The 15,664-nt window shown below is 70.9% G+C and carries 13 protein-coding genes; 8 read left to right on the top strand and 5 right to left on the bottom strand.

The genetic code is table 11. The features are described from left to right. Positions 1-15 precede the first annotated feature (15 nt). Positions 16-1,029: a hydroxyacid dehydrogenase gene (locus LGR64_RS24680; protein ID WP_230357223.1), complete on the bottom strand. Its 1,014-nt coding sequence runs from the start codon at positions 1,027-1,029 to the stop codon at positions 16-18. A 100-nt stretch (positions 1,030-1,129) separates the two neighbouring features. Between LGR64_RS24680 and LGR64_RS24675 the strand changes: the two genes are divergently transcribed. Further along, positions 1,130-2,059, top strand: a complete 930-nt coding sequence (locus tag LGR64_RS24675; protein ID WP_013804160.1) for a LysR family transcriptional regulator — start codon at positions 1,130-1,132, stop codon at positions 2,057-2,059. A 16-nt stretch (positions 2,060-2,075) separates the two neighbouring features. Here the strand turns inward: LGR64_RS24675 and LGR64_RS24670 are convergent, their stop codons facing one another. Further along, positions 2,076-2,813 (bottom strand): Crp/Fnr family transcriptional regulator, encoded by a 738-nt coding sequence (locus LGR64_RS24670; protein ID WP_034390390.1) that lies wholly within the window; start codon positions 2,811-2,813, stop codon positions 2,076-2,078. A 153-nt stretch (positions 2,814-2,966) separates the two neighbouring features. Here LGR64_RS24670 and LGR64_RS24665 point away from each other — a divergent pair, with 153 nt between their 5' ends. Genes LGR64_RS24665 through LGR64_RS24635 form a run of 7 tightly spaced genes read left to right on the top strand, consistent with a single transcriptional unit; the run spans position 2,967 to position 12,248 of the window. Beyond that, positions 2,967-4,031: a porin gene (locus LGR64_RS24665; RefSeq protein WP_071954377.1), complete on the top strand. Its 1,065-nt coding sequence runs from the start codon at positions 2,967-2,969 to the stop codon at positions 4,029-4,031. Positions 4,032-4,040: 9 nt separating this feature from the next. Beyond that, positions 4,041-6,158, top strand: a complete 2,118-nt coding sequence (locus LGR64_RS24660; protein WP_230357221.1) for an acetate--CoA ligase family protein — start codon at positions 4,041-4,043, stop codon at positions 6,156-6,158. A gap of 38 nt (positions 6,159-6,196) precedes the next feature. Then, a complete protein-coding gene (locus tag LGR64_RS24655) occupies positions 6,197-7,177 on the top strand; it encodes a Bug family tripartite tricarboxylate transporter substrate binding protein (RefSeq protein ID WP_442873853.1) in 981 nt (326 codons plus the stop codon). A 24-nt stretch (positions 7,178-7,201) separates the two neighbouring features. After that, positions 7,202-8,587: a DUF1254 domain-containing protein gene (locus LGR64_RS24650; protein ID WP_230357217.1), complete on the top strand. Its 1,386-nt coding sequence runs from the start codon at positions 7,202-7,204 to the stop codon at positions 8,585-8,587. Between the two features lie 8 nt (positions 8,588-8,595). Continuing rightward, positions 8,596-9,957, top strand: a complete 1,362-nt coding sequence (locus LGR64_RS24645) for a DUF1254 domain-containing protein (protein WP_230357215.1) — start codon at positions 8,596-8,598, stop codon at positions 9,955-9,957. Continuing rightward, positions 9,954-11,207, top strand: a complete 1,254-nt coding sequence (locus LGR64_RS24640) for an alkyl sulfatase dimerization domain-containing protein (RefSeq protein ID WP_230357213.1) — start codon at positions 9,954-9,956, stop codon at positions 11,205-11,207. The genes LGR64_RS24645 and LGR64_RS24640 overlap by 4 nt, the downstream gene beginning before the upstream one ends. A gap of 51 nt (positions 11,208-11,258) precedes the next feature. Then, on the top strand, positions 11,259-12,248 hold the full coding sequence (locus LGR64_RS24635; RefSeq protein ID WP_230357211.1) for a Bug family tripartite tricarboxylate transporter substrate binding protein: 990 nt from the start codon (positions 11,259-11,261) through the stop codon (positions 12,246-12,248). Positions 12,249-12,272: 24 nt separating this feature from the next. Here the strand turns inward: LGR64_RS24635 and LGR64_RS24630 are convergent, their stop codons facing one another. The 3 genes from LGR64_RS24630 to LGR64_RS24620 all read right to left on the bottom strand — a co-directional run bounded on the left by LGR64_RS24630 (position 12,273) and on the right by LGR64_RS24620 (position 15,593). Next, on the bottom strand, positions 12,273-13,301 hold the full coding sequence (locus tag LGR64_RS24630) for a Bug family tripartite tricarboxylate transporter substrate binding protein (RefSeq protein ID WP_230357209.1): 1,029 nt from the start codon (positions 13,299-13,301) through the stop codon (positions 12,273-12,275). Between the two features lie 76 nt (positions 13,302-13,377). Beyond that, positions 13,378-14,394, bottom strand: a complete 1,017-nt coding sequence (locus tag LGR64_RS24625) for a Bug family tripartite tricarboxylate transporter substrate binding protein (protein WP_088166052.1) — start codon at positions 14,392-14,394, stop codon at positions 13,378-13,380. Between the two features lie 14 nt (positions 14,395-14,408). Next, a complete protein-coding gene (locus tag LGR64_RS24620; RefSeq protein ID WP_012203299.1) occupies positions 14,409-15,593 on the bottom strand; it encodes a M20 family metallopeptidase in 1,185 nt (394 codons plus the stop codon). Between the last annotated feature and the right edge of the window lie 71 nt (positions 15,594-15,664).

Below are 15,664 nucleotides of genomic sequence, written 5' to 3'. Positions count from 1 at the left end.
CCGGGAAAAAACAGCTCAGCGCAGAACCTCGGGGTTCACGCAGTGGGACGGATCGGCGGGGCTGCCCTGCAGCCAGCCCAGCACATTGGCGGCGGCCATGCCGGCCATGGCCGCCAGCGCAGCGGGCGTGGAGCCGCCCACATGGGGCGTCAGCACCACGTTGTCCAGCGCGGCCAGGGCGTGGCCCGCAGGCAGGGGCTCTTCGGCCATGGTGTCCAGGCCGGCGGCGGCCAGGTGGCCGCTGCGCAGGGCGTCGATCAGCGCCGCCTCGTCCACCACCTCGCCCCGCGCGGTGTTGACCAGCAGGGCGCCGCGCGGCAGTTGGGCGATGCGGGCGGCATCGAGCAGATGGCGCGTGCGGGCATTCAGGGGCACGTGCAGGCTGAGCACATCGGACAGGGGCAGCAGTTCGTCCACCGAGCCCAGCATGCGCACGCCGGCCACGGTGCCGGGCCCTGGGGCGCAGGCCGGATCGAACGCTGGATCGAACGCAGGATCAAAGGCCACCACCTGCATGCCCAGCGCCAGCGCCACGCGCGCCACGCGTTGGCCCACCTGGCCAAAGCCCAGCAGGCCCAGGGTGCGGCCGCTCAGCTCCAGGCCGTCCTGGGCGCGGGACCAGCGGCCGGCGCGCAGCTCGGCATCCATCCAGGCGATGCGGCGGGCGGCCGCGAACATCAGGCCCAGCGTCATCTCGGCCACGGACTGGGCATTGGCGCCCGGCGTCACATAGACCGGAATGCCCCGCTGGCTGGCCGCGGCCACATCGATATTGCTCACGCCCACGCCGTGCTTGGAGATGACCTTGAGCGTGGGACAGGCCGCGATGGCAGCGGCCGACAGCGTGGCCGTGCGCGAGATCACGGCATCGACGCTCTCGCGTGCCAGCACGGCGGCAACCTCGGCCTCGCCGCCGCCGTCTTGCAGGTACAGCACGCGGCAGTGCGCCGCCTGCAGGCGCTGCAGCCCGGCGGGTGCCAGGCGTGGCGCGGTCACGAAAACGGTGGGCGGGTGGGTAGTGGCGGTCATGGGAACGGGCAATTCGCTTTGTCGATGCACCGCATTCTTGTGAGCGCCATCCATTCCGTCCATTCGATAATGTTCATTCAAACATCACTTTTATTCATCGATGGACCTGCACCTGCGCGACCTGCGCTTCTTCGAGATCGTGGCCGACCTCGGGCACCTGGGCCGGGCCGCAGAACAGCTGGGGCGCACCCAGCCCGCGCTGAGCAAATGCATACAGCGCCTGGAACTGACCGTGGGCGGCGCGCTGTTCGAGCGTGCCGGGCGCGGCATACGCCTCACGCCGCTGGGCGATGTGCTGCTGGCCCGCGCGCGCATGCTGCGCAATGCCAGCCAGGAGGCGCTGCGCGAGGTGCGCGACTTCAACGAAGGCCATGCCGGCCATGTGCGCATCGGCAGCGGGCCTGTGGCCGCCGACCACCTGCTGCCCGAGCTGTGCAGCAAGGCCCTGGCCGACGGGCGGCGCATCACCATCAGCATCGTGATCGGCCCCAGCTGGGAACTGCGCGACCGCCTGCGCGAGGGCCAGCTGGACCTGCTGATCGGCCTCACGGCCGAGGGCGATCCGGAGCTGGTCTCCCACCCGATCGCCGAGGACGTGGTGGTGGTCGCGGCGCGCCAGGACCATCCCGTCTTCGAGCGCCAGCGCATCACCATGGCCGCGCTGCTGCGCCATCCCTGGGCCCTGCCCAGCGCCAATATTCCCAGCCGGCAATGGCTGGACCAGGCCTTCACCTCGCGCGGCATGCCGGCGCCCACGGTGCAGGTGGAGGCGGGCTCCATCCCGCTGCTGCCGCGCATGGTGGCCAAGACCGATCTGCTGACCTTCGTCTCGCGCCACACGCTGCGGCTGGAGCGCAGCCGCACGCTCAGGGAAGTGCGCCTGCCGGCCACCACGCTGCGCCGCCACCTGGGCGTGACCTGCCGGCGCGACGGCTATCTGTCGCCCGCGGCCCGGCACATGCTGGAGCTGCTGCGCGCCGACGGCCAGGCCCTGTTCGGCGAGGATGCCTCGCCTCTGGACGAGGACTGATTCCCGCGGGCCGGGGCTAGGGCCCCGGCCGCGCGCCCGCATCGGACAGGCGCAGCAGGCCCGCCAGGTCGACGATGGTCAGCCGGCCATAGGCGGCCTGCAGCAGGCCCCGCTGCTCCAGCAGGCGCAGCTCCTTGTTGATGGTCTGGCGCGAGACCGACAGCATGGCGGCCAGGTCGCTCTGCGAGATGCGCAGCACCACGCCCTGCCCGTCGGGCGCGGGCTGGCCATGCGTGGGGGCTAGCCGCGCCAGCAGTTCGGCCACGCGGTTGTCGATGTTGCTGAAGGCGTGGCGCTGCTGGACGACGATCAGCTCGTGCATGCGTGCCAGCACCAGCAGGCAGATGTCCTTCCACAGCGGCGGATGGGCATCGAGCAGGGCCAGGAAGGACTCGCCGGGAATCTCCACCAGCACCGTGGGCTGGTGCGCGTGGTAGTCGTAGACGAATTGCGTGTGCTCCAGCAGCCGCGCCAGGCCGACGATGTCGCCTGCGCTGTGCATGGACAGCACGAAGCGCGAGCCCGTGGCGTCCACGCCGCCCACTTCCACGCAGCCCGAAGCCACCACCAGCACCTCGCGCCGCTTGGGGTCGGCGGCGCGCACCTGCTGGTGGCGCTCGTAGCGGCCCAGGCGGGACAGCGCCGTCAGCTCATCCAGCACCTCGGGCGGCCAGTTGCGCAGCATGCGGCACAGGCCCAGGGCGCGGCGGATCAGCGCCGAAGGGTCGGCCACGGGAGCAGGCTTGGAGCGCATGGTTCTCTCACGATGTCGAAGGCCCCGGGTTAGTCCGGTGCCCATGTACCGCCATTTGTCAATGGCTTGACAGAGTGCATCCCCTGTCGCTCGGGATAGTAGCAAGCAAGCCACCGGGCAAAGCATCCGGGGCGCTACCAAGGAGACAAGTTCGTGAAGCACAAGCATTGGCTGGCCGCCGGCGGCATGGCGGCCCTGGGCACGTCCGCGTGGGCCCAGAGCAGCGTGGAGATGTTCGGCATCGTCGACGTCCACATCAACAGCGCAAGGTCGGGCGCCACGCGCCTGAGCCGGCTGGAGGACGGGGGCAGCGCGGCATCGCGCATCGGCTTTCGCGGCAGCGAGGACCTGGGCGGCGGCCTGCGCGCCCAGTTCATGCTGGAGGCCGGCGTGGCGCCGGACACGGGCCTGGGCACCATTCCCGGCCCGGGCCTGGCCTTCACGCGGCAGGCCTGGGTGGGACTGAACAGCGGCTGGGGCGCCGTGGAGATGGGCCGCATGTACACGCCCATGTTCGGCGCGCTGTTCCGCGCCGATCCGCTGGGCATGAACGCGCTGTTTTCCTCGCTGAACCTGGTGTCGGCCACCGATGCCCAGGCCGGCCTGCGGCCGTTTGCGGCGCGGGCCAACAACCTGGTGCGCTACCGCACGCCGGCAGGCCAGCCCTGGCTGGCGGACCTGGCCTATTCCTTTGGCGAAGTGGCTTCACCGAACAGCAGCAACGGCCGCCTCTACGGCGCCACGCTGGGCTGGAACCAGAAGCCCTGGTTCCTGGCATACAGCTTCCAGAAGTCCGTGGAAGGCAGCGCCGCCGCACCCGTGGCCGCGCCCGCCACCAGCCAGTACCAGGCACTGTCGGCCAGCTGGGAAGCCCTGGACGGCCTGCGCCTGACGGGCAACTACGTCATCAACCGCGTGGACCGTGCAGGCACACCCAAGGCGAAGCTGGCCCAGCTGGGCGCCGATTGGAGCGTGGATGCGCGCTCCAAGCTGCTGGTCTCGGTGGCGCGGCGCGAGGTGGGTGGTACGGACCGCGCCCAGAACACCTGGACGCTGGGCTACGACTACGCGCTGAGCAAGCGCACCGTGCTCTACGCGCGCTGGCTGCAGCTGGGCAACGCGGCTAATGCCTCGGCCGCCATTGCCAACGTGCCGGTGGCCGCCAACAGCGGCGACGGCGTGCGGTCCCTGGCGCTGGGTGTGCGCCACAACTTCTGAGGGACACACATGACCGACAGCCATTGCTTCGACACTTCCCGGCTCGACGCGCTGTTCGCGCCGCGCTCCATCGCCGTGGTCGGCGCCTCGGACCAGGCCAGCAAGATCGGCGGCATTCCGCTGGACTACCTGCTGCGCTTCGGCTACGGCGGCGCGCTGTATGCGGTGAACCCGCGCGCCAGCCACGTGCAGGGCCTGCCCGCGCACGAGCGGCTGGCCGCCATCGGCGCGCCGGTGGACCTGGCCATCGTCGCCGTGCCGCAATCGCAGGTGGCCGGCGTGCTGGAGGATGCGGCCGCCGCGCGCGTGCAGTCCATGGTGCTGTTTTCCTCGGGCTATGCCGAGACCGGCTCCGACGGCACGGCCGCCCAGCAGGCACTGGCGCGGCGCGCGCAGGAGGCGGGCATACGCCTCATCGGCCCGAACTGCCTGGGCTTCATGCGCCCCGGCCACCAGGTCTACGCCACGTTCTCGCCCGCGCCGGGCGGCGGGCTGGTGCGGCCCGGGCGCATCGGCATGGTCAGCCAGTCTGGCGCCTTCGGTGCCTATGCCTACAGCCTGGCGCGCGAGCGCGGGCTGGGCCTGTCGCTGTGGGCCACCACGGGCAACGAGGCCGATGTGCAGCTGGCTGATGGCCTGGCCTGGCTGGCCCAGGACCCCGAGACCGATGTGATCATGGCCTACATGGAAGGCTGCCGCGACGGCCCCCGGCTGCGCGCGGCCCTGGCCCTGGCGCAGGAGCGCGGCAAGCCCGTGGTCATGTGCAAGGTGGGCACCAGCGCCCTGGGCGCGGCCGCCGCCGCATCGCACACGGCCTCGCTGGCGGGCAACGATGCCGTCTATGACGCGGTGTTCCGCCGCTACGGCGTGCTGCGCGCGCATTCCATCACGGACTTCTTCGCGCTGGCGGCCAGTGCCTCCATCGCGCGGGCCCCCAAGGGGCGGTCCATCGGACTGTTCACGGTCTCGGGCGGCGTGGGCGCCATGATGGCCGACGACGCCAGCGCAGCCGGCCTGGACGTGGCACCGCTGTCCGACGCGGCACAGCGCCAGCTGCGCGAATGGGTGCCGTTTGCCGCGCCGCGCAACCCCGTGGACATCACGGGCCAGGTCACCAACGACATGACGCTGCTGGAGCGCAGCGCCCGCCTGATGCTGGCCGACCGGCAGTTCGACAGCTGGCTGGGCTTCTTCGCGGCAGGCGGCCTGTCCGACGCCTTCTGGCCCGTGCTGCAAAGCCTGGTGCAGACGCTGCGCACCCACCATCCCGACACCCTGCTGGCCGTCAGCACGCTGTGCCCGCCCGAGCGCCGCGATGCGCTGGAGGCGCTGGGCTGCCTGGTGTTTGCCGACCCGGGCGCAGCCATACGCTGCATTGGCGCGCTGGCCCGCCTGCATGAAACACCGCAGGCTCTGCCCGCGATGGCCGATGCAGGCAGCGCACTGCACCTGCCGGCGGGCACGCTGTCGGAGCAGCGCAGCATGGCCCTGCTGGCCGAGGCCGGCGTGCCCGTGGTGCCGCACCGACTGGTGCGCACGGCGGCCGAGGCAGCGCAGGCCGCGCAGGAGATGGGCGGACGCATTGTCCTCAAGGTCTGCAGCGATGCCATCGCCCACAAGTCCGACGTGGGCGGCGTGGCACTGAACCTGGCGGATGCGGCCGGCGCCCAGGCCGCCTTCGACCGCATCCTGGCCAATGCGCGCCAGGCCCGGCCCGATGCGCACATCGACGGCGCGCTGGCCGCCCCCATGGTGCAGGGCGGCGTGGAGTGCATCGCCGGCGTGCACCGCGACCCGGTATTCGGCCCGGTGCTGATGTTCGGGCTGGGCGGCATCCATGCCGAGATCCTGCGCGATGTCTCGCTGCGCCTGCTGCCCATCACGCGCGACGACGCGCTGGCCATGGTGCGCGAGCTGCGGGCCTTTGCCGTGCTGGACGGCGCCCGCGGCCGCCCCCGCGTGGACCTGGACAGCATTGCCGACACGCTGTGCGCCCTGGCCGGCTTTGCGCAGCGCGCAGGCGCCACGCTGGAAAGCGCCGAGATCAACCCCCTGATCGCCCGCCCGCACGCGGACGGCGGCTGCGTGGCCGTCGATGCGCTGGTCATCGGCAGGGAGGCTGCATGAAAGCCGACACCCACCCCATCGCCCGCCCGGAGACCCCCATGAACACACCCCTGCTGCGCACCGCCGCACTGACCTGCCTTGCCCTGGCCTGCAGCGCCGCGCTGGCCCAGGACGGCTATCCCTCCCGGCCCGTGCGCATCGTCGTGCAATACCAGGCCGGCGGCTCCACCGACACCGTGGCGCGCATCCTGGCCGAGGGCCTGGCAAAGCGCCTGGGCCAGCCCGTGGTGGTGGACAACCGCAGCGGCGCGGGCGGCATCATCGGCACCGAGCATGTGGCCAAGAGCGTGCCCGACGGCCACACCCTGCTGCTGACCGTGCCCGGGCCCATCACGGCCAACCTGGTGCTCTACAAGAAGCTGCCCTACGACCCGCGCACCGAGCTGCGCATGGTCTCGGATGTGGTCTCGCCCTCCATGGTGATGGCCGTCAACCCGGCCGTGCCGGCCAAGGACTTCAAGGGCCTGGTCGAGGCCGTGCGCCAGTCGCCGGGCAAGTACGCCATGGGTTCCTGGGGGGCAGGCACGCAGCCGCACCAGGTCCAGGTCTTCATGGACAAGGCCTACGGCCTGCAGTCGCTGCACGTGGCCTACAAGGGCGAAGGGCCCATGTCCATCGACCTGATCAGCGGCGTGATCCAGATGACGCTGGGCTCGGCCGCCACGCTCAAGCCCTTCATCGACGCCGGCAAGCTGCGCGCCCTGGCCGTGGCCGGACCGCGCCGCAGCAAGGCCCTGCCCGATGTGCCCACCTTTGCCGAGCAGGGCTACCGCGAGCCCGTGTACGCCATCACGGGATCGATCTCGCTGATGGCGCCCGCGCGCACGCCCGACGCCATCGTCGAACGCCTGGGCCGCGAGGTCGCCGCCGTGATGCGCGAGCCCCAGGTGCGCCAGCGTGTCGAGGCGCTGGGCCTGGAGGCCCAGGGCAACAGCCCGGCCGAGGCCAGCGCCGCCTACGCCGCCTTCTTGCCCGTGGCGCTGGACCTGGCGCGCTCCACGGGCGTGACCCTCGACTGACCCCCTCCTCCCCTGAAGAAAACAATGGACATGAACCCGACCCCTCCCTCCCTGCCCGAAGTCCGCCGCGCCCTGGCGCGCTCCATCGGCCTGGCCGCCTTTGTCTACGGCTATCCGCTGATAGAGACCTACCGCACCTGCTGCCTGCAGACCGATGCCGGCGCCGCACGTGCCACCGGTTTGGGCCTGGACATGCGCGGCGACTTCGACACGCTGCACCACAGCCAGCGCCCCTCCACCCATGAGGACCGCGACGTGGTCACGCCCGCCAACGACCTGCTGTACTCGCTGGCCTGGATCCACCTGGCCGAAGGCCCGCGCCTGCTGACCGTGCCCTCCAGCGCCGCACATCCGGGCCGCTATTTCGTGCTGGCCCTGTACGACGCCTATACCGAGAATTTCGAGAACCTGGGCCCGCGCAACTGCGCGCCCGAAGGCGAGACCGTGGTCCTGGTCGGGCCGGGCGGCCAGGTGCCGGAACACCTGGCCGGCCACCGTCTGGTGCACTGCCCCAGCAACCTGGTCTGGCTGATAGGCCGCACCGTGGTGGGCGATGCGCCCGACTGGCCTGCAGCCCGCGCACTGCAGGCCGACATCCGGCTGGAGCCCGCGCCGGGCGTGCCGAAAGGAGGCCGGCCGGCCGCCGTCGCGAACTGGGTCGGCCCGCCCGTGGACGCCATGGCGGCCGCCTTCGAGAACCAGGAGCCTGCGGCCGAGGTTGCGCCGCGCTTTTTTGCCAACCTCTGCCATGCGCTGGCCGAGGCGCCTGGCCGCAAGGAGGACCAGGGGCTGCTGGCCTGGTTCGGCCAGGCCGGCCTGGTGGCAAGCGCCCACATGGCGTGGGAGCAGCTGGAGGAGCCCGTGCGCGAAGGCCTGACCGAGGGCTTTGCCGACGGCGTACGCACCGTGGCCGCCATGGGGCGCAACCGCCGTCCCCGGCCCTGGACCATGACGCCGTCCACCGGCCGCTACGGCAGCGAGTACCTGGGCCGCGCACGCACCGCCTACCTGGGCCTGGGCGCGCTGGCCACCAGCGAGGCCATCTACGCGGCCGCCCACCACGACGCAGGCCTGCAGCCGCTGGACGGCAGCCAGCGCTATGTGCTGCGCTTCAATGCCGCCGACATGCCGCCGGCCGATGCCTTCTGGTCGGTCACCCTGTACGACGCCGACCGCTTTCTCTACGGCAACGAGATCGGCCGCCACTCCATCGGCGACCGCACGCCGGGATTGCTGCGCGAGGCCGACGGCAGCCTGCAGATCGACCTGGGCCATGCCCGACCGGCACAGGGCGCCGCCAACTGGCTGCCCACGCCGCACGGGCGCTTCTACCTCATCCTGCGCATGTACCACCCGCAGGCAGGCGCGCACCAATGGCCTGTTCCGCCCCTGCAGCCCGTGGCCGCATGAGACACGCCATGGACCTGAGCACCCTGGCCGAGGAGGCCGTCATCCACACCTGCCCGCTGTACGAGATGCGCCGCATGCGCGCGGCCACCTCGCCCCGGCGCAATGCGGCGGGCGAGGCTGCGCCCGCACCGCTGCGCTGGTGCAACCAGTTCGTGCATGCGCGCCAGCTGCTGCGCGCCGGCACCAGCCGCGTGGTCACGCCCAACAACGACACGCTCTACACCAACGCCTGGCTGGACCTGGGCGCCGGGCCGCTGGTGATCGACGTGCCCGACACGGCGGGCCGCTACTACGTGCTGGGCCTGCTGGACTTCTTCACCAACCCCTTCGCCCACCTGGGCCAGCGCCTGACGGGCACGGCGGCGCGCTCCTTCCTTGTCACGCCGCCCGGCTGGCAGGGGGCGCTGCCGCCACCGTTCGATGCGCCCGGCGCACACATTGCCGCGCCCACGCCCTGGCTGTGGGTGATAGGCCGCATCCTGGTCGATGGCGAGCACGACCTGCCCGCCGTGCACGCGCTGCAGGACGGCTTTGCGGTGCGCCCGCTGGCCGACTGGCAGGCGGGCACGCCCTCGCAGGCCCGCGCCTTCGACCCGGACTGCAATCCCCAGGCCGCACCCGACGCCGTGCCCAATGCCGTGCCCACCGCTGCGTACTACGCCGCCCAGGTCAATGCCGCGCTACGCGACAACCCGCCACCAGAGGAACACACCGCACGGGTCGCGCGCTTTGCGGCCGTGGGCCTGGGCGCCGGGCTGGGCGCACCCGACGCGGAACAGCAAGCCGCACTGCAGCGCGCACTGGACAGCGTGCTGCCCCGGCTGCGCGCGGCCAGCACGGGCCGGCGCCTGGACTCGGGCTGGGAACTTCCCGCCCTGGTCGAAGGCAGTTTTGGCGACGACTTCCAGGCCCGCGCCGAAATTGCGCTCAAGTACATCGGCATGCTGGAAAGCCGCGAGGCCATCTACCCGCTGGCCTGGCATGACGCCCGGGGCCAGCCCCTGCACGGCAGCCGCCGCTACCGGCTGCGCTTTGCCCCAGGCGCGCTGCCGCCCGTGCAGGCCTTCTGGTCCCTGACCCTCTACAGCGCCCACGACTGCATGCTGGTGGACAACCCCATCGACCGCCATGCCATCGGCGACCGCACGCCGGGCCTGCGCCCCGACGCTGATGGCGATGGCGATAGCGATGGTGGGTTGACTATCCACATCAGCCACGCGCCGCCGGCCAGCGAAGACCACCGCGCCAACTGGCTGCCCGCGCCGCGCGAAGGCTTTTACCTGTGCCTGCGCGCCTACATGCCCAGTCCCGAACTGCTGGACGGCCGCTACGCCCTGCCCCCCATCGAACCAGACCCGGAGACCCCATGAACGCCAGAGACGACGACAAGCCCTTCTTGCTGGTGGGCACCGGCAGCGAAACCGTGGCGCCGGGCCTGCACATACTGCGCGGCCAGGGCCAGTCCTTCGTGGCCGAGACCGACGCGGGCCTGGTGGTGATCGACGCCGGCCCCGGCGGCAAGGTCAGCCAGGACATGATCGCCAGCCTGCGCCAGCTCAGCGACGCGCCCGTGCATGCGCTGTGCTACAGCCACGGCCACATCGGCTACAACGCGGGCGTGCCCGCCTGGCTGGAGCATGCGGCCGCGCGCGGCGAGCCTGTGCCGCGCCTGATCGCGCACCGCAACCTGCCGCGCCGCCAGGCACGCTACCGCGAGACCCGGGCGCTGCAGCACCGCATGGCCGAGATCCAGTTCAACCGCAGCGCGGGCTTTTTCGAGCACCGGCTGGACATGCACGAGCCCACCGAAACCTTCGACACGCGGCTGAAGATAGGCAGCGGGGACAGCCGCATCGAGCTGTTCTGGGCGCCGTCCGAGACCGACGATGCCATCGCGCTGTGGAGCCCCGGCCAGCGCGTGCTGTACGGCGGCGCGGCGCTGCTGGACTCCATACCCAACATCGGCACGCCCTTTCGCACGCTGCGCGACACCGTGCGCTGGGCCGACACGCTGCAGGCCATGGCCGCGCTGCGCCCGCTCAAGGCCGTGCGCGAGTTCGGTCCCGTGATCGAGGGCGAGCAGGCCGTGCAGCAGGTGCTGATGCACACCGCACAGGCGCTGCGCTGGCTGCGCGCCGAAGTCGTGCGCCTGATGAACGAGGGCCTGAACGAGCAGCAGGTGCTCGCGGCCATGGACTATCCGCAGGAGCTGTTCGGCGTGGAGTGGATGAAGCCCACCTATGGCGACCCCAGCTACATCGTGCGCGACATCTACCGTTCGGAAAACGGCTGGTGGGACCGCAACCCGACCACGCTGCACCCGGCCCCGCCCGAGGCCGCAGGCGCCGCCATTGCCGATGCCATCACCGACAAGCCCGGCCTGGTGGCCAGCGCCCAGGCGCTGGCCGACGCGGGCCAGTGGCAGCTGGCCCTGCATGTGATCGACGTGCTGGCCACCGCGGCCGGCGACGCGCCCGAGATCGGCCAGGCCCGCAGCCTCAAGGCCGCCTGGCTGCGCGAGCGTGCGCGCGAGGTGGACAGCTATGTCTCGCGCAACCTCTACCGGGTGGGGGCCGACATGATCGAGCAGGGCACGCAGGCGCGCCTGGGGCTGCGCTGACGGGGCCGCGCACAGGCAAGGCGACACAAGGCGACACAAGGAGACAAGTGCATGAAGACGATGAAGAAGCACGGCATGGCCTGGGCACTGCTGCTGGCCATGGCCTGCACAGGCCACGCCCAGCCGGCGCAGGATGCCGGCAACTACCCCGCCCGCCCCGTCACGCTGATCGTGCCCACGGCCGCCGCCGGCGGCACGGACACCATCGCGCGGGTGTTTGCCGAAGGCCTGACCCGGCTGCTCAGGCAACCCTTCGTGGTGGACAACCGGCCCGGCGCCAACGGCCTGGTCGGCGTGGAGCAGGCCGCGCGCAGTGCGCCGGACGGCTACCGGCTGCTGTTCACCTACACGGCGTCCATGGCCGTGAATCCCAGCCTCTACCGCAAGGTTCCGTATGACCCGATCAAGGACTTCGCCCCCATTGCGCAGATAGGGCGCGCGGGCAATCTGCTGCTGGTCTCGCGCGATCTGCCCGTGCACACGCTCAAGGAGTTCGTGGCCTATGCAAGCGCACGGCCCGGCCAGCTCAGCTATTGCTCCTGGGGCCAGGGCTCGGGCGGGCACCTGACCATGGAATTCCTGCTCAAGCAGGCCGGCCTGCAGATGCAGCATGTGCCCTACAAGGGCAGCAGCCCCTGCGTGCAGGGCCTGCTGGGCGGGCAGGTGCAGGCGGCGTTTGCAGACACCTCGTCCACCGTGGAACTGGTGCGTGCGGGCCGCGTACGCGCCATCGCCCACAGCGGCGACAAGCGCATTCCCAGCCAGCCGGACCTGCCCAGCCTGACCGAGGCGGGCTACCCGTTTCACAACTATTCCTGGTACGGCGTCTTCGCGCCCGCCAAAACACCGCAGCCCATCGTGGACAAGCTCAACGCCGCCATCAACCAGTTGCAGCAGGACCCGGCCACGGCCAAAAAGCTGGGCGAGCTCAACCTGACCGATCTGCCCCGGACCACGCCCGCGCAATTCGCCGACACGCTGCGCCAGGACCTGGCGGACTGGGGGCGGCTGGTGCGCGAGGTGGGTGTGCAGCTGGACTGAGGGCAGGCCCTTGGCGGGCCAGGCTCACTCGGCCACGATGCCCGTCCTGCGCACCACCTCGCCAAAGCGCTTGAGGCGGTCGGACATCATGGCCTCGAAGGCGGCGGGGCTCATTTCCTCGGGCGGGGTCACGCCACGGTCCTGCAGGCTGGCCACCATGGCCGGCGCCGTGGCGGCCTGGCGCACGGCCTTGAAGAGGGCCTGCACCACGGGTGCAGGCGTGCCGGCCGGCGCGGCCAGGCCGGTCCAGGAGCTCATGTTCAGTTGCGGGTAGCCGACCTCGGCCAGCGTGGGCACATCGGGAATTTGCGCCACGCGCTGCTCGGAGGCCACGGCCAGGGCGCGCACCTTGCCTGCCTGGATATGGGGCAGCATGGAGATGAGGTTGTCGAAGAACACCTGCACCTCGCCCGCCAGCACCGAGGTGACCAGCAGCGTGCCGCCCCGGTAGGGAACATGGGTGATGTCCAGGCCCGCATCGGCCTTGAACATCTCCATGTTGAGCTGGCCCATGCTGCCCGTGCCGCCGCTGCCGTAGTTGAGCTGGCCAGGGTGCTTTTTGGCATAGGCGATGAACTCCGCAAAGCTGCGGATGGGCAGGCTCGCGGGCACGACCAGCACATTGGGCAGGCGGCCCAGGATGGCGATGTTCTCGAAGTCCTTGATGGGGTCGTAGCCCACCTTGGGCTGGGTCAACGGATTGGCCAGGTGGCTGCTCTGCGAGGACACGACCAGGGTGTAGCCGTCCGGCTTGGCGCGCGCCACGGCCAGCGCGGCCACCGAGCCGCCCGCGCCGGGCCGGTTCTCCACCACGATGGGCACGCCCAGGATGCGCGCCATGGGCTCGGCATACTGGCGCGCCATGGCGTCCACCGAGCCACCGGCCGGAAACGGCACGATGAAGCTGATCTGGCGCGTGGGGTAGCCGGCGGCCTTGCCTTCGGCGGCCAGCGCCGCAAGCGGCGCCAGCACACCCAGGCCCAGCCCCGCGCCGAGCACGCGGCGGCGGGAAGGGTGGCTGGCAGCCTGGCGGGCGATAGGGGTCATGCTCATGTCTCCTCCTTATGGAAATACGTCGGCTGCGCCCGGCCATCCGGGGCGCCCTGGGGGCGCCCTGGGCGTGCCCTGCTTACTCGGCCACGATATGGGCCTTGCGCACCACCTCGCCGAAGAGCTTCAGGCGCTCGGCCATCATCTTCTCGAAGGCGGCGGGGCTCATCTCCTCGGGCGCGACCACGCCGCGCTCCTTGAGGCTGGCCACCATGGCCGGCGCCGTGGCCGCCTGGCGGATGGCCTTGTACAGCGTCTGGACGATGGCGTCGGGCGTGCCCGCAGGCGCCGCAATGCCGGTCCAGGAACTCATGTTGAGCTGGGGATAGCCGACCTCGGCCATGGTGGGCACGTCGGGCAGCATGGGCAGGCGCTGCTCCGAGGCCACGACCAAGGCGCGCACCTTGCCCGACTGCACGTGGGGCAGCATGAAGACCAGGTTGTCGAGGATGAACTGCACCTCGTTGCCGATGGCGGCCGTGACCAGCGGCGAGCCGCCACGGTAGGGGATGTGCGTGGCGAAGATGCCCGTGGCGGCCTTGAGCATTTCCACATTGAGCTGGCCCATGCTGCCGATGCCGGCGCTGCCGTAGTTGACCTGGCCGGGGCGCTTTTTCACGTACTCGATGAACTCCTGGAAGTTCTTCACGGGCAGGCTGGAATGCACCATCAACGCATTGGGCTGGCGGCCCAGGATGGCAATGTTCTCGAAGTCCTTGATGGGGTCGTAGCCCACCTTGGGCTGGGTCAGCGGATTGGCCAGGTGGCTGCTCTGCGAGGACACGACCAGGGTGTAGCCGTCCGGCTTGGCGCGCGACACGTACTGCGTGGCCACCGAGCCGCCCGCGCCGGGCCGGTTCTCCACCACGATGGGCGCGCCCAGGATGCGCGACAGGGGCTCTGCGTACTGGCGGCCCATGATGTCCACCGAACCGCCGGGCGGAAACGGCACGACCAGCGTGATCGGGCGCGAGGGGTACTTGTCATCGGCGCGTGCGGCCAGCGGCGCCAGCGCGGACAGGCCCGCCAGGCCAAGGCCTGCGCCCAGCAGCTTGCGGCGGGTGTTCAGGGAAGGGTTCACGGACAGGTTTTTCATGGGTATCAGCGGAGTCAAGGATGGTCGAAGATGGCGAGGGCCACGGCCTGGGCGCGCGGCACGAAGGTGGCCAGCTCGCAGTACTCGCGCTCGGTATGGGGATGGCCGCCCACGGGGCCGGTGGCGCACAGCGTGGGCACGCCCACCGAGGCGGTCAGGCCGCTGTCGGCCGCACCGCCCGTGAACTCGCCCTGCACATCAAAGCCCAGCGACTGCGCGCCGCGCCGGTACAGCTGCAGCAGCGCATCGGGCGTGGGCGCCATGGGCAGGGTGCGGCGCACGGCGGTGACGCGGCCCTGGGTGCGGGGCACGGATTCTTCCTCCACGATGGCACGGATGCGCTCCATCAGCGCATCGGGATCGGTCTGGGCCGTGTAGCGCACATCGAGCTCGGCCTTGGCGTGGGGCGCCACCATGTTCGGCACGATGCCGCCCTGCAGCACGCCCACATTGGTGGTCGTGCCCGTGGCGGGATCGGTCAGCGCATGCAGGGCCAGCAGCTTGCGCGCCATGGCCTCCAGCGCGCTGGCGCCGGCCGCGTGGTTGATGCCCGCATGGGCGGCCACGCCCTGCACTTCGAACTCCACGGCCATGGAGCCCTTGCGGCTGGTCACCAGGTTGCCGCTGACGCGGCCCGGCTCGGCGTTGAAGACGGCGCGCGCACCGCGCACCGTGTCCATGATGGTCTGGCGCGTGGCGGGCGAGCCGATTTCCTCGTCGCACGAGAAGAACAGCTTGAGCGGCGCCTTCAGGCCGCCACAGCGCGCAAAGGCCTCGGCCACGAAGACGTTGAGCACCAGGCCCGACTTCATGTCGGCCACGCCGGGACCGTAGGCCCTGCCCTCTTCCACGCGGAAGGGGCGGCGCGCCACGGTGCCCGCCGGGAAGACGGTGTCCATATGGCCCATCAGATAGATGGGCGCGCCTTCGGCCGGGCCGTCCCCGTCGGGACCGGCGACATCGGCATGCAGCAGCACGCCGTAGCCGGGCACGTCCTCGAAACGCACGGCCACGCCGGCCGCCTCCAGCCGCTCGCGCAGCGCCTGGGCTACGGCCAGGATGCCGGCTTCATCGCGGCTGCCGCTGTCGATATCGACAATCCTGTGCAACAGATCTTGCATGGCCTGCTGCTGGCCGCCCAGCCAGTCCAGCAGTCTCGCGCGCTGCTGCACGCGGCTTTGTTCGAGGGTATCGTGCATGGTGGAATCTCCAGAGTGCATGCAGTGTTGCACGCGACCCTCTATTTTGCAACACACGTTGCATATACAAG

This window comes from Delftia sp. Lp-1 (assembly GCF_020523835.1).
GTDB lineage: Bacteria > Pseudomonadota > Gammaproteobacteria > Burkholderiales > Burkholderiaceae_C > Comamonas > Comamonas acidovorans.
This window is presented reverse-complemented; position numbering and strand designations above follow the sequence as displayed.

Coding starts and splice junctions, on each gene's coding strand:
- LGR64_RS24630 (WP_230357209.1), bottom strand. CDS start 13,301: ATGAGCATGACCCCTATCGCCCGCCAGGCTGCCAGCCACCCTTCCCGC.
- LGR64_RS24645 (WP_230357215.1), top strand. CDS start 8,596: ATGGACCTGAGCACCCTGGCCGAGGAGGCCGTCATCCACACCTGCCCG.
- LGR64_RS24620 (WP_012203299.1), bottom strand. CDS start 15,593: ATGCACGATACCCTCGAACAAAGCCGCGTGCAGCAGCGCGCGAGACTG.
- LGR64_RS24680 (WP_230357223.1), bottom strand. CDS start 1,029: ATGACCGCCACTACCCACCCGCCCACCGTTTTCGTGACCGCGCCACGC.
- LGR64_RS24625 (WP_088166052.1), bottom strand. CDS start 14,394: ATGAAAAACCTGTCCGTGAACCCTTCCCTGAACACCCGCCGCAAGCTG.
- LGR64_RS24640 (WP_230357213.1), top strand. CDS start 9,954: ATGAACGCCAGAGACGACGACAAGCCCTTCTTGCTGGTGGGCACCGGC.
- LGR64_RS24635 (WP_230357211.1), top strand. CDS start 11,259: ATGAAGACGATGAAGAAGCACGGCATGGCCTGGGCACTGCTGCTGGCC.
- LGR64_RS24660 (WP_230357221.1), top strand. CDS start 4,041: ATGACCGACAGCCATTGCTTCGACACTTCCCGGCTCGACGCGCTGTTC.
- LGR64_RS24655 (WP_442873853.1), top strand. CDS start 6,197: ATGAACACACCCCTGCTGCGCACCGCCGCACTGACCTGCCTTGCCCTG.
- LGR64_RS24650 (WP_230357217.1), top strand. CDS start 7,202: ATGGACATGAACCCGACCCCTCCCTCCCTGCCCGAAGTCCGCCGCGCC.
- LGR64_RS24670 (WP_034390390.1), bottom strand. CDS start 2,813: ATGCGCTCCAAGCCTGCTCCCGTGGCCGACCCTTCGGCGCTGATCCGC.
- LGR64_RS24675 (WP_013804160.1), top strand. CDS start 1,130: ATGGACCTGCACCTGCGCGACCTGCGCTTCTTCGAGATCGTGGCCGAC.